Raw genomic sequence first — 22,376 nt, 5'->3', positions numbered from 1 at the left:
TTCGGTTTGTTCTTTGTAGCTGCCCAATTTATTCGGCAGGCCAGCTCTGCTGGCTGTTACTGAGGTTTAGATTTAAACCAAAACACCAAACCGGGCCGAATAAATTGGCCCCTACAAGGTCAAAATACCAAACTGAGCCTCATATTCTTTACCGAAGAGACGGGTATCTCCCTGTAACCTATTAAATTCATTAGTACTGAATTCATTGAAACATGGCTGAGCTTTGTGGGTAATCAGGAAGGTTTAAGGCCGAGCGATGATTGTTGGTCGAATAAATTCGACCCTACAAAACACCTTATTTTTTGTCGAGCTTGGTGCTCGGCGCTGAATACTTAACCCAGCTGGCGGACCATTTCAAACAGGCACACGCCGGTGGCGACTGACACATTTAAGCTGGATACAGAGCCGGCCATCGGGATGCTTACTAGCTCATCGCAATGCTCGCGGGTTAAGCGGCGCATGCCTTTCTCTTCGGCCCCCATCACGAGTGCCAGTGCACCCTTGAAGGTGGACTGATACACGCTGTGATCCGCCTCACCTGCGGTGCCCACAATCCAGATGCCTTTGTCTTGCAACATGCGCAAGGTTCGCGCCAAGTTCGTCACTTGGAACAAGGGCACCACTTCGGCGGCGCCACAGGCTACTTTGCGCACTACTGGCGTAAGGCTTGCAGAATTATCTTTCGGCACGATAACGCCGTGTACGCCCGCCGCATCGGCGGTACGTAAACAAGCGCCTAAGTTATGCGGGTCGGTGACGCCGTCCAACACCAGCAGAAACGGCGTGTCTTGGCCTGCCAATAACTGCTCTAGATCGGTTTCATTGAGAATTGGTGCCGCTTGTACCTTGGCCACCACACCTTGGTGCTGGCCGCCTTTGGCTTTGTTATCCAGCGCGGTGCGGTTAGCCAGTTGGGTTTTCACACCCACTTCTAATAAGCGGGCTTGTAGACCATTGAGGCGTTCATCGTCACGGCCTTTTAGCATCCACACTTCTAAAATGGTTTCTGGATGAACGTCTAACAGTGCATCGAGGGCATGAAAACCAAAAATTAGTTCATTACTCATAAATTTTACTCAGCGTTTAATTAAAAACGGGGGCAACCCGCGCAACGTTGCCGCTGGCTGATTACCCCCTATTTAGTGCAGTATCTTAGTGGCGCTTTCTGCTGCCTTTAGGCTTAGCATCGCCTTTAGGCTCGGCGGCTTTACCGTCACCTTTAGGCTTGTTGCTGCGGTTCGGCTTGGCGCGCTGGCGCGATTTTAAGTTTTTCGCACCTTTGCCGCTTTTAGCACCGGCTGGTAGTGGCTCTTCCACGGTTTGAAAGTCGATTTTGCTGTCGTCTAAGTTCACCGCCATCACCTTAACCTTGATCTTATCGCCCAAGCGATAACTGCGACGGAAGTTCTCGCCGATCAAAATTTGGCGCGCTGCATCAAACTGATAATAATCGTTTTGCAGGCTAGAGATATGCACTAAACCGTCGATGTGAATTTCATCTAAGCGTACGAAGAAACCAAAACCGGTGACGTTGGCGATGGTACCCATAAACTCGCTGCCTACATGATCCAGCATGTATTCACACTTGAGCCAATCGGACACATCACGGGTCGCATCATCAGCGCGGCGCTCAGTCACGGAGCAATGTTCGCCCATGGGAGCCACTTCGTCGTGCTGATAAGGTACGCCGCCGATTTTATTGCCGCTATCGCTCTGCATCTTGCTCAGCTGCGCCTTAATGGCACGGTGCAAGATAAGATCCGGATAACGACGAATAGGCGAGGTAAAGTGCGCATAAGAATCGAGCGCTAAACCAAAGTGTCCATTATTGTCAGCCTGATACACGGCTTGTTTCATGGAGCGTAACAGCATGGTTTGGATCAGCTGAGCGTCGGGTCTGTCTTTGATTTGCTCAGCCAATAAAGCGTAATCTGCCGGCTCTGGCTCATTGCCACCTTTAAGCTCTAAGCCAACTTCAGCCAAGAAGCTGCGGAAGTTAATCAGCTTGTCGTCGCCTGGCTTTTCGTGCACTCGGAACAACGCATGGGCATCTTGCTTTTCAATAAAGCGCGCCGCCGCCACGTTGGCCGCTATCATACATTCTTCGATGATCTTATGGGCGTCGTTACGTATTACCGGCACTATGCTTTCAATCTTGCGCTGGGCGTTGAACACGAACTTGGTTTCTTCGCTTTCAAATTCCACCGCACCGCGCTCATGGCGGGCATGCTTCATCGCATGATACATAGTGTTCAGCGCTTCAAGATGCGGCACTACAGCAGCATAACGCTCGCGCAGGTCTTCATCACCGTCAACGATGGCGGCAACCTTGGTATAGGTCAAACGTGCGTGAGAATTCATCACGGCTTCGTAGAATTTAGAGTCCGATAACTTGCCGCTGGCAGAAATGCTCATTTCCGCCACCATGCACAAGCGGTCTACTTGTGGGTTTAGCGAACATAAGCCGTTCGACAATACCTCTGGCAACATGGGGATCACTTGTGCGGGGAAATACACAGAGTTACCACGCAAGTAAGCTTCATTATCTAACGCAGTACCGGTGCGCACATAGTAAGACACGTCGGCAATGGCCACCCATAAGCGCCAGCCACCGGAAGCTTTAGGCTCACAATACACGGCGTCATCGAAGTCGCGGGCATCTTCCCCATCAATGGTCACTAAAGGTAAGTCGCGTAAGTCTTTACGGCCAACTTTGGCTTCTTCTGGCACTTCTTCGGACAGGGAAGAGGTTTCTTGGAGGACTTCTTCTGGCCAGATATGTGGAATACCGTGAGTGCGCAGTGCAATCTCAATTTCCATGCCCGGATCCATGGTCTCACCCAGCACTTCTTTTACTTTACCGACACCGGTCATGCGCTTAGTCGGTCTTTGGGTGATGGTGACCACCACCACTTGGCCCATGCGTGCGCCTTGGGTTTCACCTTGGGGGATCAAAATATCTTGAGCCACACGGCTGTCGTCGGGTACTACATAGCTAACACCGTTTTCAATAAAGTAACGGCCAACTATTTCAAGATCGCGTGATTCCAGCAAGCGCACTACGCGGGCTTCGCGTCGGCCTTTGGAGTCAAAACGCAGCGGCTGTACCAATACTTGGTCGCCATGCATTAAGGCATCCATTTCGCGCTGGGATAAAAACAAATCGTCGCCGCCCTCTTCGGGGCGTAAAAAGCCAAAGCCTTCGCGGTGGCCGATAACGCGACCTTTGATCAGGTTCATTTTCTCTGGCAAGGCGTAGCATTTATTGCGGGTGAACACTAATTGGCCGTCACGCTCCATGGCGCGCAGTCGACGACGCAAGGCTTCGGTCTGCTCTTCACCTTCTAAGTCCAACTCGGCAAAAATCTCGTCACGCGAGATTGGGCTTTGCTTGGCTTTGATCAGCTCGATAATAAATTCGCGGCTGGGAATGGGGTTTTCGTATTTTTCGGATTCCCGCTTAAGGAAAGGATCTTGTTGTTCTGACATAAAGTTGTCCATTTGAGCACTGGAATAAGGAAAGTATATCTAAAAATAAAGATAAGAATAACAAGTGACAAAGCGCCCGGTTAAGCCAGTGCTTGCTTAAACCGGGCGCTTCGTTACTGACAGCAGTCGCCATGCATTACAGAGACTTCAGCATCTCTTCGGGCAATGCCAGCACTTCGTTGCTGTTAACGCCGATGCCACGCTCAATGATGTTGCTAGCAATCGCTTTAGCTTCATCCAGTGAGTGCATCACATAAGTGCCACACTGGTATTCATTGAGCTCAGGGATTTCTGACTGATTAGTAACTTTGAGTACATCACGCATCGCCGCTTGCCACGCATCGGCCACTGTTTGCTCACTGGGAGCACCCACCAAACTCATGTAGAAGCCGGTACGACAGCCCATGGGCGACAGGTCAATGATCTCTACCTGTTCACTGTTTAAGTGATCGCGCATAAAGCCGGCAAACAAATGCTCCAGAGTATGTATGCCCTTCTCAGACAGTATCTCTTGGTTAGGCAGACAGAAGCGCAAATCAAACACGGTAATGGTGTCATTGTTCGGCGTAGCCATAGTTTTGGCTACTCGCACCGCCGGTGCTTCCATACGGGTATGATCAACGGTAAAACTGTCCAGCAGTGGCATTAGGTTATTCCTCTATTTAGATGTCACAGAGATTGTGACAAAGAAAAGGGCAATGGCCAAGGTAATTCAACAGATAACGCCTTGTGCGCCTTGAGTTATACGTTACTTTTCCACATTTTGACGCTAAACATCGTCAATTACACTGCGTCTTCATTTTGTTCACCGGTGCGAATACGGATCACTTGGCCCACATCAAACACGAAGATTTTACCGTCACCAATTTTACCAGTGCGCGCCGTCGCTTCAATAGCTTCGATACAGGACTCTAATAAGTCATCTTGTACCACCAGCTCGATTTTCACTTTAGGCAAAAAATCCACCATGTATTCAGCACCACGATACAACTCGGTGTGACCTTTCTGGCGGCCAAAGCCTTTAACTTCCGATACCGTCATGCCGGTAATGCCGCGCTCGGCCAAGGCTTCACGCACATCATCCAATTTGAAGGGTTTAATAATGGCTTCAATTTTCTTCACGGTGGATTCCTTAATATAGGTAATGAGAGTTCCGCCATTGGCGAAATGCGAGAGCAAGCGTTCGCCTACAAAACCCTACACAGCTTGGTGCGGGGCGCTGGGCGCTGCTCTTTACCAATTTATACGGCCAAACCCTGAGGTAATGGGATAGCGTCTGCCTTTGCCAAAACTACGCGGGCTGATACTCGGCCCCACGGCACCTTGGCGGCGTTTATGTTCGTTAATATCGACCAACTTTATCACTCGGCGCACATCCGCTTCGCTAAAGCCCGCCGCTAATAAATCGTTTAAGGATTTATCTTGCTCCACATAGGCTTCGAGCAAGGCATCCAACACCTCATAAGGGGGCAGATTGTCTTCATCTAGCTGACCGGGGGCTAATTCGGCGGACGGCGGGCGGTCAATCACTCGCTGAGGGATCACATAGCCTAAGGTATTACGATAGCGCGATAAGGCAAACACCACTGTTTTAGCCACGTCTCTTAGGGGCGCAAAACCGCCCACCATGTCGCCATAAAGCGTGCAATAACCCACGGCCAGCTCACTCTTATTGCCGGTAGATAGCACCAAACGGCGCTTTTTATTCGACAACGCCATTAATAACATGCCGCGCGCTCGCGCCTGCAAGTTTTCTTCTGTGGTATCACCAGCCGCCTTTTCTTCACCGGAAAACAGCGGTGTTAGCTGCTGCACGAAGGCTTCAAATATAGGCTCAATCGGCACGCTATCATATTCAATGTCTAACAGCTTAGCTTGCTCTTGTGCATCATCCACGCTGATGGCGGCCGTATAACGAAACGGCATCATCACCGCCTGCACCTGATCTTTGCCTAGCGCATCCACGGCGATAGCCAAGGTGAGGGCCGAGTCAATGCCACCCGATAAACCTAATACGGCGCCCGCGAAGCCATTTTTTTGCACATAATCGCGGGTGGCCAATACCAACGCCTGATACAACTCGGCTAAGGGCTCCTGCTCTGGGCTAATGGCCGCCGGCTGCGGCGATTTTTGTTCAAAGCGCACCAAAGCTAACTCATGCTCAAAGGCCGCTAAACGCTGGGTTAGCTCGCCGGTGGCATCAAATACTTGCGAGTGACCATCAAACACCAGATCGTCTTGGCCACCCACTTGATTGACATACACCAAAGGCATAGCTGCATCACGGCTGCGCTTGGCCAATTTTTCATGGCGCAGCTGCGGTTGCTGGCCATGAAAAGCCGACGCATTTAGGCTAAGTAATATTTCCGCACCGGCCGCTCTGGCGTGCTCAACAGGCTTAGTGCCCCAAATATCCTCGCCCAGCAAGATACCAAAGCGATGACCTTTAAAGCTCACTACCCCAGCTTGTTCCCCTGCACTAAAGTAGCGCTGTTCATCACAAAGGCCGATATTCGGTAAACATTGTTTAAAGTAACGCTCTTGTAGCTGACCCTGCACATAAAATGAGGCCGCGTTATAGCAATGCCCGCCTTGACGCCACGGATGCCCCACCAAGACCGCAATATTACTGCTGGCCGCGGCCAGTTGCGCCAAGGCAGCGTTCACCCGCTCATACAAATCGTCGCGCAGCAGTAAGTCTTCTGGCGGATAGCCGCTAATGGCCAATTCAGAAAATAACACTAAGTCGGCGCCTTGAGCTTGGGCGTCTGTGATAGCGCCGAGCATGGCTTGGGTATTAGCTTCGATGGCACCCACAGTAAAATTTAACTGCGCCAGTGCCAGAGTCAGGTGTGACGGCATGAATCCTTCCACTTATATTCTGCGATAGTCGCATAGTAATAAAACTAGCCTTGCTTGTCAGTTTAAAAGCCCAAGCTCGCTTCATGTACAGCATAATTTCAACGCCCAAGGACCATTTATCCCTCAAGGCCGACTGCCAAAGGGCCCAGCGGTAAGAGTGGGTAAGGCGACCAAAGCCGTTTGTAGGGTAAAAGTCTGTGGTTCACCCTGAGTATTATGCCAGGCTACCGTCACTGATGCGTCTTGCTTACCGCTAAATTGTGCATCGGTAACCGCCGGCTGCCACGCTTGCTGCGACGAGCTCCAGTTAAAAGCATGCACCGCCCAATCGAGGCTAAATTCGGTGTGCATAATAAATTGACTACCTTCGCCACTCACGACTAGCTGCGGCTGATTTTGCTGAGCAAAGTGTCGTAGCTCATCCAGCTTTGACTCCGCTAAACGCAGTGCCACTTCACGTTGCCTGCCGTCTCGGCTGATGCTTAAATAACGCTGACTGAGTGGTAGAAGAGCCGCCGCCATCACGGCGATAAGCACTAAGGCCACCATTACCTCAATCAAGCCAAAGCCTCGCGCGCTCCTCATTAAGCCTCCCGTTAGTCGTCATGCCAACTGCCGGCAATCACACTGAATAATCGAAAAGGGCTAACGCCCGCAGCGGGCTGACAAGCACTCACCGTGCACAGCAAGTCCGCATCATAGCGCAGGGCAAAATCACCATTCAGTTCAGCGTTGCCCGCCCCCATGATAAGACCACCGATAAGCTCACTGCCATTGGCTAAGCTCAACGAACGAGCGGTGCTATCTGTGCCATATAACACCAGCAGGCCATGAAACTGGGTGGGCGTATTAGTCGTTACCGCCATGTCTTTGACCAGCAAGATCACGGGAGCGGCGTATGAGCTCACCACTTGATCTAACTGACAGCTCGCCCCATTGCTAACTATATAAAACCCTGCCCGCTGAATGTGGCTGCAATCTTGCACCACAGCTGTGGCTAGCCGCGCTAGGTGTAGCCATTGGCTGGCGTCATAACCAAACACATAATCTAATAGCTCAGCAGGAAAGCTCGCATCTGCCAGCCGCATATCCTGCTCAAGACGCTCCTCTATCGCGTCCACTTGACTCAAGCTCACCAAGCAGCGTCGAGACTGAGTGTCATAATCGGCCAAAGAACAGGTGTGCAGCTCGCCATGCACAGTTAAGTTTCCGGCAGACCATACCGAGAACATATCGGCATTATCTTGATGCGCCACTATCTGCAATTGACCATTAACGACGGTATTAGCGCCACCTAACATGAGTGGAGACTTAGGCCCTGCGTGCTGCGGGTTCAATACAGTACGCTCGGCCAAGGCTAGACTGACGCGACTGCGCGCACCACTATTCATGCTCGCGGTGGCCGTTAATTGTCGTACTCCGGCTAAAGAGCCATGGGGCGCTATGTTAACCTCATAACTGACCTCGCCTAAGTCATGAGTCACACTGCTCGACAAGCTGTGGATGTTGGGCTCAACCTTGAGCTGCGCTATGGCCTCCGCCAAACCTTGCTCGGCGGCGGCATGGGTTAACCGATACTCTATTTCATTGAGTGTCAATCGCCGCTCCGACACCAACGTTTGGCCCATAAATAGCGCTAATGAGCTTAAGATCGCCAGCAATAACAGGCTGATGGCCAAGGTGGTAAATCCCGCTTGCGGCGTCATTACCCGCCACCTTGATTTCTTAACAGTACCCGCCTGTGTAAGGTTTGCGCTAAATCGGGCCGCTTCACATAAGCGGCACTCATGACTAACTCAATACTGCGCGCACCCTGAGCGTGGCTGTTAGGCGTTAAACGCAAAGATAACTGCTGTACGCGAATTTCTTTACTGGAGGTAAGCTGGCTGCCTGAACCACATAGAATATTGAGCGGTTCTACACTTTGCACATCAACATGGCGATGTACGCGCAGCACACCCGTGCTGGCCTGAAAATGATAAATCCGCACCACTGCTTGTTGACCCGAAGGCGCATCGGCGTCCCAAAATTTAACGCGAATGCAGTGGGCCGCATTAGCGGAAGGATATAAGTCTTCACTCGGAGAAAACACCAAGTGCTTGGCGATAGCACTTGGGCCCACCTGATTCAACGCCGTCTCCGTCACGGCGGCAGGATGAAAGCCAGCCCGCTGAATATCTCGGCTCAGCACGTCACTGATGCTGTGTACTTCTTGATTCAGTCGAGACAACTGCAAGGTGGTATTGGCCGTGCCCAATAAGCTGATAAATAAGGACAGCACAGTCGCCAATACCACCAAGCCGGTTGCCATGGCTATTAAGGTTTCGAGTAATGAAAATCCTGACTCCGCTTTTAGCATGGCGGCACACCGGGTAGTTGGCTGTCAGAGCAGGTGCGAATAATGCTGTTATTCCAAGTGATCACCTTAAGATGATGATCCCCCTGTTCCAAGGTGATATTGCCCGATAGCAAGGCGCTTCTTCTGGGTTTAAAAATAAGGTAGGGAGCTGGATAAGCGGCAGTGAGGATCACGCCAAGAAACTGCTGACCACTCACCTGTTCAATAGCATCAATGACTTGGCTATCGCAGTCCCCCGCTTGACTCAGCTCTAGCATTTTATATTGCCAAGCGGCAGTGCCCGAGCCGCTAAAACAAACGGTAATACTGGTGTTGCGCTTAATGGCTTCACTGCGCGCTTGCTGCAAATGCGTATACACCAAGCTGCCGGCGCCACGCACACGATATTGCTGAGCAAAGCTCTGAAAATTGGGCAGAGCCAGCATGCCTAAGATGGCCATGATCATTAAGCTCAGTAAGAGCTCGATGAGCGTTAGTCCTGCCTGACTCACTTGCATACTGCCTCCTTGCAGTACTCGCCTTTACCATACACACCCTGTTTACAAGGTTAAGGCTAAGCTTGGCTCAGGACCCTCTTTTCAACAAGGCAAGCACATGAGTCGCACTGAGCAAGTACCGCGAGCAGCTGAAATGGCAGGGTTTTCGTTAGTAGAACTGCTGATTGTGGCAACCATAATCGCTATCTTGGGCGCCCTCGCCTACCCCAGCCTCTCGGCGTACTTATTAAAAAACCAACGCGCGGCAGCTCAAAAATCCTTATATGCTTTGCAGCTACAACAAGAAGAATGGCGGATCAGCCATGCGCAATACGCAACCGATATCAGCGTGCTAGCCCCAAACCTTGCGGACCACACCCACTACAGCTTTAGCATCACCGAAGCCAGCAGCAGCCATTATCAATTAACCGCCACCGTCAAATCCGATTCAGCCCAAGCGCAAGACCGCCAAGGTACGCAATCTTGCCAGACGCTAACGTTAAGCCGTAGTCATGAAAAAACACCCGCCGAGTGCTGGGAATAGCTTTTTTTAGCAAGCTGGAAGCTCAATTACCCCATTAAGCCGGATCACAAGCAACAAAAAGCCGAACTATAAAGTTCGGCTTTTTATTTTTTGGCTTAGCACTGTTTAGCTTACGTTTTTAATTTTAAGCTCGGCGGGCACTTCAAACACGATATTTTCTTCGCGTCCTGGGTGCTCGGTAACCGTGTTACCGCCTAAGGTTTTCAGATGATTAATCACCTCTTGCACTAAGATCTCCGGTGCAGAGGCGCCGGCGGTCACCGCCACTCGCTCCACACCGGTTAACCAGCTGGCATCAATCATTTCGACACAATCGATTAAATAAGCGCGGGTGCCGATCTTTTCTGACAGCTCGCGCAAACGGTTGGAATTAGAGGAGTTTTTAGACCCCACCACTAACATCACATCCGCCTTGGCGGCTAACTCGCGTACCGCATCTTGGCGATTTTGCGTGGCATAACAAATATCATCTTTACGCGGCCCTTCAATAGTGGGGAAGCGCGCGCGCAGCGCATCGATTACGTCCGAGGTTTCATCCACGCTAAGCGTAGTTTGGGTCACGAAGGTCAGGTTATCCGGATGTTTAACCGCCAGTGTTTCTACATCGGCTGGGTTTTCTACTAAGTAGATGCCCCCCTCAACACTTTCATACTGGCCCATGGTGCCTTCCACTTCTGGGTGGCCCGCATGGCCAATCAGTATGGTTTCTATGCCTTTTTTACTGGCTCTGTGCACTTCCATGTGCACCTTGGTCACCAAGGGGCAAGTAGCATCAAACACCTTTAAACCGCGGCGCTTGGCTTCTTCGCGCACCGCTTTGGACACACCATGAGCCGAAAAAATCACGATATTATCGTCTGGCACCTGATCTAGCTCTTCCACAAACACGGCGCCCGCATTTTTCAGCTTATTGACCACATAGCGGTTATGCACCACTTCATGGCGCACATAAATGGGTGCGGAAAATTTCTCTAGCGCACTTTCCACTATGCTGATGGCGCGATCCACGCCGGCACAAAAGCCGCGCGGGTTGGCCAGTAGAATATCCATGCCAGACTCCTTAATATCTAAACAAACCGTTTATGCAACGGTCAGTATTTCTACGTCGAAGGTAACGCGTTGACCCGCCAGTGGATGGTTGAAGTCTACGGTCACCGAATCGCCGGCCACGTCGCGAATAATGCCGGGTATTTCGGCACCATTGGGCTGAGTGAAGGCCACGATAGCGCCTTCACTTAAGTCCAACTCCGCGGCAAATTGGCGGCGTTCCATATAATGAATGTTATTGGGGTTAACCGGCCCAAAGGCATCATCAGGGCCCAGCTCAAAGCTGTGCTGATCGCCGGCTGTTAAGCCCAACAAGCAGGCTTCGAAGTTGGCAGTTAAGCTGCCATCGCCCATCTTCAGCTTGGCCGGTTTACCTTGCAACTTGGTGCTGTCGGCCACTGAGCCGTCGGCCAAGGTAAGCGTAAAGTGAAATAACACTTCACTCTGGTTTCCTATCTGGTTATTCATCTACTTTGTCCTTCTTCAGACTGTCGATGATGATCATGGCGGCACCAATAAAGATAAAGCTGTCCGCCAAGTTAAAGGCCGGCCAATGCCAAGCGTTCACGTAAAAGTCGAGAAAGTCGACCACGTGGCCCAGCAAGAGTCGGTCAATCACGTTACCGATGGCGCCGCCAATCACTAATGCATAAGCGGCGGGTAGCCAGCGGGCGGCTTTGGGCATTTTAGCCATCCACACGCTTAATAACACAGTAACAGCGGTGGCGAGGCCGGCAAAAAACCAGCGTTGCCAACCGCCTTGATCCGCCAAGAAGCTAAAAGCCGCACCTGGGTTATAGACGTGAACAAGGTTAAAGAAGGGGGTGATTTGCACCCCTGGATAACCAAACTCTAAATAGGTCACGGTGAACCACTTGCTCACTTGATCGAGCACTATGGCCACTAGGGCCAACCACCACCAGCGCAGACCAGAATTTAACATAGAGCCGCCTAGCAGTGAGCCTCGCACGTTCGCCATTAAGCAAACCGGCGAGTTTCGCCGTCTCCGGAGACGTTAGACACACAGCGACCACACATATGGTCATGCTCTGCGCTTACATCAGCAACATGGTGCCAGCAACGACCGCACTTCTGCGCCTCACTCTTAGCCACGGTAATCTTCAAGCCTTCCAGCTCGGTGTCTTGGGCGTTAACGGCTTCCGGTAACGGCTTAACCGTTACACTTGAGGTTAACAGCACAAAGCGCAGCTCACTGCCCAAACGACCCAAGATGGTGGCCAATGACTCATCCACAAACAGCGTGATTTCGGATTCAAGCGCACCGCCAATCACTTTCTCTTTACGAGCTGTTTCTAAGGCCTTGTTTACCGCTTGACGCACGGTGAGCAATTGCGCCCAGTAACCATCATTGAGCTGTTCGTCCGCGCTTAAGCCAAATAGTCCTTCGTAGAACTCTTCGGTAAACACAAATTGACTGCGCTCGCCCGGTAACAAGTTCCAGATTTCATCAGCGGTAAAGCTCATGATAGGTGCCATCCAGCGCACCAGCGCTTCCACTATGTGGAACAGCGCTGTCTGACAAGAGCGACGGGCTAAGCCATCGGCTTTCGCCGTGTACTGACGGTCTTTGATCACATCCAGATAGAAAGAACCCATTTCTACCGAGCAGAACTGCATCAGCTTTTGGGTAACCAAGTGGAAGTTATATTCGTCATAGGCGGTGACGATTTCTTGCTGAATCGCCTGCGCACGCCCCACGGCCCAACGGTCAATCAACACCATATCATCCGGTGCAACCATATCGGTGGTCGGATCAAAGCCGTTTAAGTTGGCTAACAAGAAGCGCGCCGTGTTACGAATACGACGATAAGCATCGGCACTGCGATTTAATATTTCATCAGACACCGTCATTTCACCGGAATAATCCGTGCCCGCCACCCATAAGCGCAAGATATCCGCGCCCAGCTTGTTCATTACCTGCTGTGGGCTAACCACGTTGCCAATTGACTTAGACATCTTACGACCGTCGCCGTCTACGGTGAAACCGTGGGTCAGCACTTGGTTGTAAGGCGCATGGCCTTTCATGGCGGTGGAGATCATCAGGGACGACATAAACCAGCCGCGATGCTGATCCGAGCCTTCCAGATACAGGTCGGCACTGTGACCGCCAAACTCGGGACGCGGATCAACCACGGTAGCGTGAGTGGAACCTGAGTCAAACCACACATCCAGGGTATCCAATACTTTTTCGTACTGTTCTGCTTCTTCACCCAGCAACTCGGCCGGATCCAGATCCCACCAAGCTTGAATACCGGCCAGCTCAACGCGCTTGGCCACTTCTTCCATTAGCTCAGTGGCACGGGGGTGCAGTGCTTGAGTGTCTTTATGGACAAACAGCGCAATCGGCACGCCCCAAGTACGCTGGCGCGAAATACACCAATCCGGGCGGTTCTCAACCATGGCCTGAATGCGGTTTTGACCCCATTCTGGTACCCACTGTACTTTTTTGATCTCAGCCAGCGCTTTTTCACGCAAGCCGCCCTGCTCCATGCTGATAAACCACTGGGGCGTAGCACGGAAGATAATGGGCGTCTTATGGCGCCAGCAATGCGGGTAAGAGTGCATGTAAGCTTGATGATGCAACAGTGCACCGCGCTCTTTCAGCACTTCTATCACTGAATCGTTGGCTTTAAATACATGCTGACCGGCAAACAGTTCTGTGTCTGGCAAATACACGCCATTGCCACCCACGGGGTTGGCAATTTCTAGGCCATACTGCTGGCCCACCACGAAGTCTTCTTGACCGTGTCCTGGTGCGGTATGTACGACACCGGTACCTGCATCTAAGGTTACGTGCTCGCCTAAGATAGCAGGCACAGAGAAGTCATAGAACGGATGCTGAAAACGGCTCAGCTCAAGCGCACTGCCTTGGCAGAAGCCTAAGTTGTGATACTGGCTGATACCGGCGCGATCCATGACATCGGTCACTAAGTCGGCGGCCAAGATCAAGCGCTCCGGATGTTCGCCTTCTACTTGTACCAGCGCGTAGCTCAGCTCAGAGTTCAAAGCCACGGCGCGGTTAGCCGGCAGCGTCCAAGGCGTGGTGGTCCAAATGACCACTGAAATCGCGCCTTGACCAAAATGATCGGTAGGGCAATCAAACAGTGCCGCCACAGCGTCTTGGTCCACGGCTTTAAAGCGCACGTCGATGGCCGGTGAGCGACGGTCTTCGTATTCAACTTCTGCTTCCGCTAATGCAGAGCCGCAATCAGTACACCAGTGCACCGGCTTTGAGCCTTTGTGCAAATGGCCGTTATCGATAATCTTGCCCAGTGAGCGAATGATGTTGGCTTCGGTGCCAAAGTCCATGGTCAGATACGGATTTTCCCAATCGCCCAGCACGCCTAAACGAATAAAATCGGCTTTTTGCGCGGCAATTTGGGTTTTAGCATAAGCACGGCAGGCTTCACGAAACTCTGCGGGCGTCACTTTAACGCCGGGCTTACCAATTTTTTCTTCTACTTTGAGCTCAATCGGCAGACCGTGGCAGTCCCAACCGGGAATGTAGGGTGAGTCGAAGCCCTGCAAGCCTTTAGACTTAACGATAATGTCTTTCAGAATTTTGTTTACCGAGTGACCAATATGAATGCTGCCATTGGCGTACGGAGGGCCGTCATGCAGGATAAACGGCTTTTTGCCGGCTTTAGCCTGACGCACGGCGCCGTATAGATCCTGCTCAATCCAGCGCGCCAGCATCACCGGCTCACGTTGGGCCAGGTTACCGCGCATCGGAAATTCTGTTTCGGGCAAATTCAGGGTGTTTTTATAGTCGCTCATGAGTCCTACATTCCATTCGGTTCTGATGCCGTCAACCCAAACCAATGGCGGGCTGCAACGGCATCGCGTTGAATTTGCTCCTTTAACAACGCAAAGGAAGCGAATTTTTGTTCACTGCGCAATTTTTTGCGCAGCTCTACTTCCACCTGTTTACCGTAAATATCACCGGAAAAATCAAACAGATGGACTTCTAATAAGGCTTGGCTGCCATTCACCGTCGGCTTATTGCCGATATTGGCCACACCCGCATAAGGCTTACCCTCCAACCACAGCTCAACCGCATACACGCCGGACACTGGGCTGACTTGGCGCTTTAATGCCACGTTAGCGGTAGGGAAACCAATGGTGCGGCCCAACTTGGCACCGTGTGCCACGCGCCCACATAAACTATAAGGCCGGCCCAGCATCTCGGTGGCATCCGCGAGCTTGTCATTACCCAGCGCCTCACGGATCAGCGTGCTGCTCACGCGTTGGCTGTTTCTGCGCCAACTTTGAGTGCTGACCACGTCAAAATTAAAGGCGGCACCGGCGCGGGTGAGTAATTCAAAGTCGCCGTTGCGGTATTGGCCAAAGCGAAAATCGTCACCCACTACTAAAAACCGCACCCCAAGTTTATCCACTAATAAATCGCGAATAAAATGATCCGGGCTTTGGGCGGCAAACTCAGTGTTAAAGCGCACGCACAATAAACGGTCGATGCCAAGACGTGCCAGTTGCTGATATTTCTCACGCAAGCGGGTAAGTCGTGCCGGTGCCTGACCACCACTAAATAACTCTCTGGGTTGAGGTTCAAACACCATCACGCACGCCGGCACTTGTAAGCGGCGCGCTTGCTCAATTAAGCGTCGCAGCACGGCTTGATGCCCTAAATGCACCCCATCAAAGTTACCTATGGTGAGCACACAACCCTTATGCCAGGGTTTGATGTTGGGAATGCCGCGTATAAGCTCCATAGACTCCAAGGCCGACCTTAAATTGTAAAGCGACGGATTATACCTCAGGCCGCCGCTAGGATCAGCTCTATAGGCTTTTAAAATGCGACAAGCGCACACCAGTGAGCACCAGTAAGGCACCGTAACACACAGCACCCGCTCCAATATAGGCCAGCAGATGCCCAGCACTGCTCAGCATGCCCCACTGTGCCCACGTGCTAAGCGGCGGCGATAACCAGACTAATAGCGCAGCCATTGCCGTACTTGCTAGGGCAACTTTACCGGCAAACCACAGGGTTTTACGGCTCGGATGGTAAATACCACGCTTACTCAAGCCCCATGCCAGCAAGCCCGCGTTCAAGATGCCAGACAGTGCGGTAGCCAAGGCTAAGCCCACGTAGCCCATAGGGAAAATCAGGATACCGTTCATCACCATATTGGCCACCATAGCAATAATACCAAAGCGCACCGGGGTCTTGGTGTCTTGGCGGGCATAGTAACCCGGCGCCAACACCTTGATCAGCATAAAGGCTTGCAGGCCCACGCCATAGGCAATCAAGCTCTTACTGGCCGCCGTCACTTCCACCACCCCAAACTCACCGCGCATAAACAGTACCCGCAGCATGGGCTCGCTTAATACAATCAGGCCTAACATGGCCGGAAAGCCCATCAGCAACACCATGCGCACGCCCCAGTCCATGGTGGCGGCAAAGCCCTCTTTAGACTGCTCCACATGGCGGCTGGATAAGGCCGGTAAAATCACAGTGGCAATGGCAATGCCAAATAGGCCTAGTGGAAATTCCAACAAGCGATCCGAATAATACAAATAACTAATGGAGCCGGTGGCGAGAAAGGACGCCAGCATGGTATCAAACAACAGGTTTACTTGGCTGACCGACACTCCGAACAAGGCGGGGATCATCAGGGTGCGGATTTTTACCACTCCCGGATGATGCCAAGCCCAGCGGGGGCGCACCAGCATGTGGATGCGGCGCAAAAACGGAAACTGAAACAAAAATTGTATCAAGCCACCGAGAAACACCCCTATGGCCAAGCCCATTTCTGGTTGCGCCATCTTGGGCGATATCCAGAGTGCGGCACCAATCATGGCCAGATTCAGAAACACCGGCGTAAAAGACGACACCGCAAACTTGCCAAAGGTATTTAAAATCGCCCCAGACATGGCGGTAAAACAGATAAACCACAGGTAGGGAAAGGTCACTTTTAGCAGTACTGAGGCCAGCTCAAATTTATAAGCTTCAGGCCCATCATTCATCCATTCTAAAAACCAGCCGATGCCAAATATGGCGGTCACAATGCCAGAACCGACCATGCCAATTAAGGTCACCACCGTCACTATCATGCCAAGGGTGCCGGAAACGGCGGCAATTAGGTCCTGCGTATCCTTAAAACTGCGAGTTTGTTTGTATTCTGTCATCACCGGAATAAAGGCCTGATTGAAGGCACCTTCGGCGAATAGACGACGTAAAAAGTTGGGAATACGGTTGGCAAAAAAGAACACATCTGCAGACGCACCAGCGCCTAACAAGTTAGCGATCACTACGTCTCGCACCAAGCCTAACACCCGAGAAATCAGTGTCATGGCCGATACAATTAGACCTGATCGTAAAAGCACCTTACTCAAAATGAAAACCTCGTAGTAAGAAAATTGCTGAAGGTGGGGTAATGCTGGTAGAATTCGGCCGACAGTTTAACCTTCGGCTCTGTATCTGACCACAGGGCGATGTTTATTTGCACAAACCAATTGACAATCCGTAGTGAAAAAGGCATATTCCTCGGCCTTTTATTCTCACTCGCTAAGACAGTTTTAGGAGTTTTACCTTGGCTAATATCAAGTCTGCTAAGAAACGCGCGCTTCAATCTGAGAAACGCCGTAAGCACAATGCCAGCCGTCGTTCTATGGTTCGCACTTACATGAAAAAAGTACTTGCAGCTATCGCGACTGGCGATAAAGCAAACGCTCAACAGGCGTTTGACACTGCACAACCTCTTTTAGATCGCATGGCCACTAAAGGTCTGATCCATAAGAATAAAGCTGCTCGTCATAAGAGCCGCTTGAACGCAAAAATTAAAGCTCTGTAAGTTACAGTCTTTATGCAGCGTAAAAAAAAACCGGCTCACGCCGGTTTTTTATTGTCTGATTTTTGTGAAAATAACGTCTTACGCTGTACGTGCTACGCCTTACGTTAGTTAATTACGTAAAGCGCGCAACGTAAAGCGTACCGCGTGGTTTTCAACATTACTTCTCACTGCAATACAGCTTATGCAGTAGGCTGATCACTTCTCGTACTTCTTCACTTTTTAGTGAGTAATACACAGTTTGCGCTTCTTTACGGGTGCGAACGAAACCGTCGTTACGGAGCAAGGCCAAGTGCTGGGAAAGTGCCGATTGGCTTAGACCTAAGTGTTGGTTCATTTCCCCTACCGACAATTCTTTGTCGAGTAGATGACACAAAATAAATAATCTGCGCTCATTCGCCAGCGCCTTCAGCAGCTTAACGGCATTGGCCGCGCCCGCTCGCATTGCATCCATATCCATCATTATGCCCACGTTAAGATGTTTAACTAAATTCGCCGTCAAAGCTGACGGGCGCAATACCAGTAGAAAAATCGTCTAAACCAGAAAACAACATACTAAAATCACTTTCGCATAATCGCTTCACCGCAGGGTGTTGTATCATACGTTCGGCGAAAATAACGTAATATTCTTCTTTTAGCTCTTCAACTCGGCCAATCTCGACCACCGGCTGATATTGCAAAATCGCGTCTCGATAAATGGCTGGTGCTACGAAGATGCCCTGATTAAAAAAGGCAAACGCCTTCATCAAGGCTGCATCATCAAACTCACCGAGAATTTGCGGCTTTAAGCCCTGTACTTCTAACCAATGGCGCAATTGTCGGCCCATGGCGGTAGACGACCCGGTATCAGCAAGCGGCGCTCTTCTAAGCACTCAGGAAAGGGTTTAGTGGGCAGCGGCTCACGACAATAAAAACCCATTTCACACTCGCCGAGCTTCTTCGATAACAAGCCGGCATGTTGTGCGGAGTCTACGGGGCAGTCCGATAGGATCATATCCAACTTATGCTCGCTCAATTGCTCGAGCAGCATCTCGTGGGTCGACTCATAACAGCGCAGGTGAATCGAGCCGTCGTTAGGGATCACCGACATTAGCACCCGGCTCGCCAAGCGCTTAGAGAGCGCATCCGCGACACCCACATCAAAAATCAGATGATCTTCTTTACGATAATGGACGATATCCAGCATTTCATAGGACAAGCTAAACATGCGATCCGCATACTTAAACACCAATTGGCCCAGCTCACTGGCTTCCAATTGCCGGCCTTTGCGTTTGAATAGCTTACCGCCCAAGCGTTGCTCGAGCTGGCGGACCTGTCCGGTGACGGTTTGCGGTGTTAAGAATAAGGCCTCGGCGGCTTTGGTCACCGAGCCCTTCTTTTGCGTCATCCAAAAGTAATACAGATGATTGTAATTAAGGTGTGACAAAGGAAATCTCCACGACATGTGCCCCATCATAATAAAAGCGGCTGGGTTTGAATACCCAGCCGCTTTGTTCTTGGTCACGGTCGTAATGGCCGTTTAAGCCAAAACAGGTAAGCTTTACACGCGAGTTAGCTTTGCGTTTCCACTTCCCCCACCGGCTTTAACTGATGCCGTGGCAAAATGACATACAAGAGCGTGTAGCCCAAGCTGGCCGCCAAGGTCGAGCCCAATAAAATACCTAAGCGCGATAGATTAGCCAGTTCAGGGGTTTGTGCGAAGGCAAGAGAGGCGATGAAAATAGACATCGTAAAGCCGATACCACAGAGCACGGACACGGCAAATATCTGTCTCATACAGACGCCAGTCGGCAACTGTGCCCAGCCTAAGCGTACCGCCAACCAAGCACTTAAAAAGATGCCCATCGGTTTGCCTAGCAGTAAGCCGGCCATTATGCCGAGCGGCAGCGGTGCTGCCAGATCAGATAAAGACAAGCCCTTAAGTGAGACTCCCGCATTCACAAACGCAAACAACGGCAAGATAAAAAAGGCACACCAAGGATGCAAAAAGCGCTCTAGCTCTTGAGACGGTGAGAACTTAATTCCATGTAGGGGGATCAAAAAGCCCAAAATTACGCCGGCTATCGTAGCGTGCACCCCAGACTGCAGTACCGCCACCCAGACTACCCAGCCCAAGATCAGATACGGCACTAGGTTCTTCACCTGCGCGCGGTTAAGCCAGTACAAGCCACCAATACCTAATGCCGCCACCGACAGCGCGGGTATCGATATGCCATGGTTATAAAACAGCGCAATGATGATGATAGCGCCCAAGTCATCAATAATGGCCAACGCCAGTAAAAACACTTTAAGACTCAGCGGTACTCGCTTGCCCAGCAAAGCTATCACGCCCAACGCAAACGCAATATCGGTGGCGGTCGGAATGGCCCAACCATTTTGGCTTGCGCCTTCGCCAACGTTAAACAACAAAAACCACAAGGCCGGAAACAGCATGCCGCCTATTGCAGCTATCGCGGGAAACATGGCTTTTTCTCGGCTAGAGAGCGCGCCCGAGACCAGCTCGCGTTTCACTTCTAGGCCAATCACCAAGAAAAAAATCGCCATTAGGCCATCATTTACCCAATGAGCGAGGGTTTTATCCAAATCAAGACTACTGATGCGCAGCTGAATTTGGGTATTTAGTACGTTCTGATAGATATCAGACAAACCCGTATTGGCCATCAGCATGGCAATAATGGCGGCAATAATTAACAAAATACCGCCAGAAGATTCCATTGCCAGGAAACGTTTTAGTACATAGGCCATATGATAGAGACTCCTTCTCATCAACGATCCGCCACCGAATATACTCGGCTCATCCCTAAAGGGCATTCCCTTGCGTTATCTAGCTCAGACGACGTCACCTTTGCCGTTAATTATAGATTTTCAATTAAAAAAAAAGCAAACACCTTAGGGTCTGTTGCCTCTAGCAACGCCCCCATAACATATTGGATCTTGAGTTAAATGGCTACTGCGCCCTTAATATGCGGGTGTGCTTCATAGCCTTCGAGTACGAAGTCCTCAAAGGCATAATCAAATAAGGAGTCCGGTTTTCTGGCCAAGGTTAAACGAGGCAAGGCGAAAGGCTGGCGCGTTAACTGCAACGCCGTTTGCTCCAGATGATTACGATACAAATGCACATCGCCACCGGTCCAGACAAAGTCTCCCACTTCCAGCCCCGCCTGTTGCGCCATCATGTGCGTTAACAGCGCGTAGCTTGCGATATTAAAGGGCAAGCCTAAAAACACATCACAGCTGCGCTGATAAAGCTGACAAGACAACTTGCCGTTCACCACATAAAACTGGAACAGTGCATGACAAGGTGCGAGCGCCATTTGATCCAGCTCACCCACGTTCCAGGCTGAGACAATAATGCGTCGGCTATCGGGATTAGTCTTGATGGTGTGCAGCGCTTCACTGATTTGGTCAACGACTTGGCCGTTAGCCCCTTGCCAGCTGCGCCACTGATGGCCATAAACCGGCCCTAAATCGCCATTGTCATCGGCCCACTCATCCCAGATGCGCACGCCGTGCTCTTTGAGATAGCCGGTATTAGTGTCGCCGTTTAAAAACCACAGCAATTCATGAATGATCGACTTGAGATGGCACTTTTTAGTGGTGACTAACGGAAAACCCTCAGCCAAATCAAAGCGCATCTGATGGCCGAATACGGACAAGGTACCGGTGCCGGTGCGGTCTTCTTTAACCGCACCTTTGTCTAAAATATGCTGCATTAAATCAAGATAAGCTTTCACGCTATTTGTTCTCCGTTAGTAAATCATTGCGGGTGTACCACTGGGGGCGAGCAAAAGCGGCCCACAACATAATGCCACCGGCCAACATCATGGGCATGGATAACAACTGGCCCATGCTGAACAAGTCAAGGTACAAGCCTAACTGCGCATCCGGCTCCCGCACAAACTCCACCATAAAGCGGAATAGGCCATAACAGGCGAGGAACAAGCCAGAGATAGCACCACGGGGCGCACGCAGTCGCCAAGCCAAGTTCAAGATTATCAATAACACCACGCCTTCCAGCGCAAATTGATACAGCTGGGAAGGATGGCGGGGCAGCATGCCGGCGGCGGGGAAAATAATGCCCCACGGCACTTCAGTGACTCGGCCCCAAAGCTCGCCATTGATAAAGTTACCGATACGCCCTGCGCCTAAACCAAAGGGGATCAAGGGCGCGATAAAATCAGACACCGCAAAAAAGGTTTTTTTCTGCTTACGGGCAAATAACCACAGGGCGATGATCACACCAATTAAGCCGCCATGAAACGACATGCCGCCGGTCCAGATCTTAACCAGATACAGGGGGTCGTCCAAGAAGGCATCAAACTGATAGAAGAACACATAACCCAGGCGACCACCGACGATCACGCCTAAGAAGCCATAGAAGAGCACATCCGACACCTGATCTTTGGTCCATTGGGAGCCGGGCTGGCCCGCACGTCGCGTCGCCATTAGCCAAGCAAACACAAAGCCCAGTAAATACATCAAACCATACCAATGCACCGCCAGCGGGCCTATTTGGATAGCAATGGGATCGAAACCGGGGAACACCCAGTGGCCTTCAGACATGCCTTTCTCCAGAAACAACAAAAAGGGGGTATTGTGCGATCGCACAGGAATAATTGCCAGAAAAACGAGCCCTTTGGCGAGCTGGGCGCAAAGTTAAAAATTAAAGCTTTCTTTTTGCCACGGAATACACGGAATAAAGAGATCTTAATGGCAAGAGCCCTTGCTTGTAGCCGTCAACTTGTTCGACGGTCCTGCGCAGCAGGATG

At 51.1% G+C, this 22,376-nt stretch carries 21 protein-coding genes and 1 pseudogene; 2 read left to right on the top strand and 20 right to left on the bottom strand.

The annotated features are described in order from the left end of the window. Positions 1 to 332: 332 nt before the first annotated feature. The 9 genes from rlmB to R0134_RS02615 all read right to left on the bottom strand — a co-directional run bounded on the left by rlmB (position 333) and on the right by R0134_RS02615 (position 9,207). Entirely contained in the window at positions 333 to 1,067 is a 735-nt protein-coding gene (gene rlmB / locus R0134_RS02655) for a 23S rRNA (guanosine(2251)-2'-O)-methyltransferase RlmB (protein ID WP_319783357.1), read from the bottom strand. A gap of 85 nt (positions 1,068 to 1,152) precedes the next feature. Beyond that, a complete protein-coding gene (rnr, locus tag R0134_RS02650; protein ID WP_319783356.1) occupies positions 1,153 to 3,489 on the bottom strand; it encodes a ribonuclease R in 2,337 nt (778 codons plus the stop codon). A 136-nt stretch (positions 3,490 to 3,625) separates the two neighbouring features. After that, positions 3,626 to 4,135: an S-ribosylhomocysteine lyase gene (gene luxS / locus R0134_RS02645; protein WP_319783355.1), complete on the bottom strand. Its 510-nt coding sequence runs from the start codon at positions 4,133 to 4,135 to the stop codon at positions 3,626 to 3,628. A gap of 137 nt (positions 4,136 to 4,272) precedes the next feature. Then, on the bottom strand, positions 4,273 to 4,611 hold the full coding sequence (gene glnB / locus R0134_RS02640) for a nitrogen regulatory protein P-II (protein WP_087037032.1): 339 nt from the start codon (positions 4,609 to 4,611) through the stop codon (positions 4,273 to 4,275). 111 nt (positions 4,612 to 4,722) lie between these two features. Further along, positions 4,723 to 6,351, bottom strand: coding sequence for an NAD+ synthase (locus tag R0134_RS02635; protein WP_319783354.1), 1,629 nt, complete (start codon positions 6,349 to 6,351; stop codon positions 4,723 to 4,725). Positions 6,352 to 6,474: 123 nt separating this feature from the next. Continuing rightward, positions 6,475 to 6,936, bottom strand: coding sequence for a type II secretion system protein (locus tag R0134_RS02630; protein WP_319783353.1), 462 nt, complete (start codon positions 6,934 to 6,936; stop codon positions 6,475 to 6,477). 11 nt (positions 6,937 to 6,947) lie between these two features. Continuing rightward, positions 6,948 to 8,057 carry a PilX N-terminal domain-containing pilus assembly protein gene (locus R0134_RS02625; protein WP_319783352.1) on the bottom strand — a complete coding sequence of 370 codons (1,110 nt, stop codon included), beginning with the start codon at positions 8,055 to 8,057 and terminating at the stop codon, positions 6,948 to 6,950. Then, positions 8,057 to 8,710 (bottom strand): type IV pilin, encoded by a 654-nt coding sequence (locus R0134_RS02620; protein ID WP_319783351.1) that lies wholly within the window; start codon positions 8,708 to 8,710, stop codon positions 8,057 to 8,059. Before R0134_RS02620 ends, R0134_RS02625 begins: the two co-directional genes overlap by 1 nt. Next, positions 8,704 to 9,207 (bottom strand): GspH/FimT family pseudopilin, encoded by a 504-nt coding sequence (locus tag R0134_RS02615; protein ID WP_319783350.1) that lies wholly within the window; start codon positions 9,205 to 9,207, stop codon positions 8,704 to 8,706. The genes R0134_RS02620 and R0134_RS02615 overlap by 7 nt, the downstream gene beginning before the upstream one ends. A gap of 97 nt (positions 9,208 to 9,304) precedes the next feature. On the opposite strand from R0134_RS02615, the gene R0134_RS02610 reads away from it, so the two are divergent. Beyond that, positions 9,305 to 9,730: a type IV pilin protein gene (locus tag R0134_RS02610; RefSeq protein WP_319783349.1), complete on the top strand. Its 426-nt coding sequence runs from the start codon at positions 9,305 to 9,307 to the stop codon at positions 9,728 to 9,730. A 105-nt stretch (positions 9,731 to 9,835) separates the two neighbouring features. Here the strand turns inward: R0134_RS02610 and ispH are convergent, their stop codons facing one another. The 6 genes from ispH to murJ all read right to left on the bottom strand — a co-directional run bounded on the left by ispH (position 9,836) and on the right by murJ (position 17,110). After that, positions 9,836 to 10,780 (bottom strand): 4-hydroxy-3-methylbut-2-enyl diphosphate reductase, encoded by a 945-nt coding sequence (gene ispH, locus R0134_RS02605; RefSeq protein ID WP_319783348.1) that lies wholly within the window; start codon positions 10,778 to 10,780, stop codon positions 9,836 to 9,838. A 30-nt stretch (positions 10,781 to 10,810) separates the two neighbouring features. Beyond that, entirely contained in the window at positions 10,811 to 11,245 is a 435-nt protein-coding gene (gene fkpB / locus R0134_RS02600) for an FKBP-type peptidyl-prolyl cis-trans isomerase (protein ID WP_319783347.1), read from the bottom strand. Continuing rightward, entirely contained in the window at positions 11,238 to 11,720 is a 483-nt protein-coding gene (lspA, locus tag R0134_RS02595; protein ID WP_319783346.1) for a signal peptidase II, read from the bottom strand. The genes fkpB and lspA overlap by 8 nt, the downstream gene beginning before the upstream one ends. Positions 11,721 to 11,755: 35 nt before the next feature. Continuing rightward, on the bottom strand, positions 11,756 to 14,575 hold the full coding sequence (ileS, locus tag R0134_RS02590; RefSeq protein ID WP_319783345.1) for an isoleucine--tRNA ligase: 2,820 nt from the start codon (positions 14,573 to 14,575) through the stop codon (positions 11,756 to 11,758). A gap of 5 nt (positions 14,576 to 14,580) precedes the next feature. Beyond that, entirely contained in the window at positions 14,581 to 15,528 is a 948-nt protein-coding gene (gene ribF / locus R0134_RS02585) for a bifunctional riboflavin kinase/FAD synthetase (RefSeq protein WP_319783344.1), read from the bottom strand. Between the two features lie 67 nt (positions 15,529 to 15,595). Further along, the gene (murJ, locus tag R0134_RS02580; RefSeq protein ID WP_319783343.1) at positions 15,596 to 17,110 is read right to left on the bottom strand and encodes a murein biosynthesis integral membrane protein MurJ; all 1,515 of its coding nucleotides are present in this window, start codon (positions 17,108 to 17,110) and stop codon (positions 15,596 to 15,598) included. Positions 17,111 to 17,349: 239 nt separating this feature from the next. On the opposite strand from murJ, the gene rpsT reads away from it, so the two are divergent. Further along, positions 17,350 to 17,610 (top strand): 30S ribosomal protein S20, encoded by a 261-nt coding sequence (gene rpsT / locus R0134_RS02575; protein ID WP_087037002.1) that lies wholly within the window; start codon positions 17,350 to 17,352, stop codon positions 17,608 to 17,610. Between the two features lie 157 nt (positions 17,611 to 17,767). Here the strand turns inward: rpsT and R0134_RS02570 are convergent, their stop codons facing one another. The 5 genes and pseudogenes from R0134_RS02570 to lgt all read right to left on the bottom strand — a co-directional run bounded on the left by R0134_RS02570 (position 17,768) and on the right by lgt (position 22,170). Continuing rightward, positions 17,768 to 18,067: a metalloregulator ArsR/SmtB family transcription factor gene (locus tag R0134_RS02570; protein WP_319784288.1), complete on the bottom strand. Its 300-nt coding sequence runs from the start codon at positions 18,065 to 18,067 to the stop codon at positions 17,768 to 17,770. Between the two features lie 22 nt (positions 18,068 to 18,089). Beyond that, positions 18,090 to 19,033, bottom strand: a pseudogene (gene nhaR, locus R0134_RS02565) (transcriptional activator NhaR). Positions 19,034 to 19,158: 125 nt separating this feature from the next. Continuing rightward, the gene (nhaA, locus tag R0134_RS02560) at positions 19,159 to 20,352 is read right to left on the bottom strand and encodes a Na+/H+ antiporter NhaA (protein ID WP_319783342.1); all 1,194 of its coding nucleotides are present in this window, start codon (positions 20,350 to 20,352) and stop codon (positions 19,159 to 19,161) included. Between the two features lie 194 nt (positions 20,353 to 20,546). After that, positions 20,547 to 21,341 carry a thymidylate synthase gene (thyA, locus tag R0134_RS02555; protein WP_319783341.1) on the bottom strand — a complete coding sequence of 265 codons (795 nt, stop codon included), beginning with the start codon at positions 21,339 to 21,341 and terminating at the stop codon, positions 20,547 to 20,549. A gap of 1 nt (position 21,342) precedes the next feature. After that, the gene (lgt, locus tag R0134_RS02550; protein WP_319783340.1) at positions 21,343 to 22,170 is read right to left on the bottom strand and encodes a prolipoprotein diacylglyceryl transferase; all 828 of its coding nucleotides are present in this window, start codon (positions 22,168 to 22,170) and stop codon (positions 21,343 to 21,345) included. Between the last annotated feature and the right edge of the window lie 206 nt (positions 22,171 to 22,376).

The sequence above is a fragment of the Oceanisphaera sp. IT1-181 genome (genome assembly GCF_033807535.1).
In the GTDB taxonomy this organism is placed as follows: Bacteria; Pseudomonadota; Gammaproteobacteria; order Enterobacterales; family Aeromonadaceae; genus Oceanimonas.
This window is presented reverse-complemented; position numbering and strand designations above follow the sequence as displayed.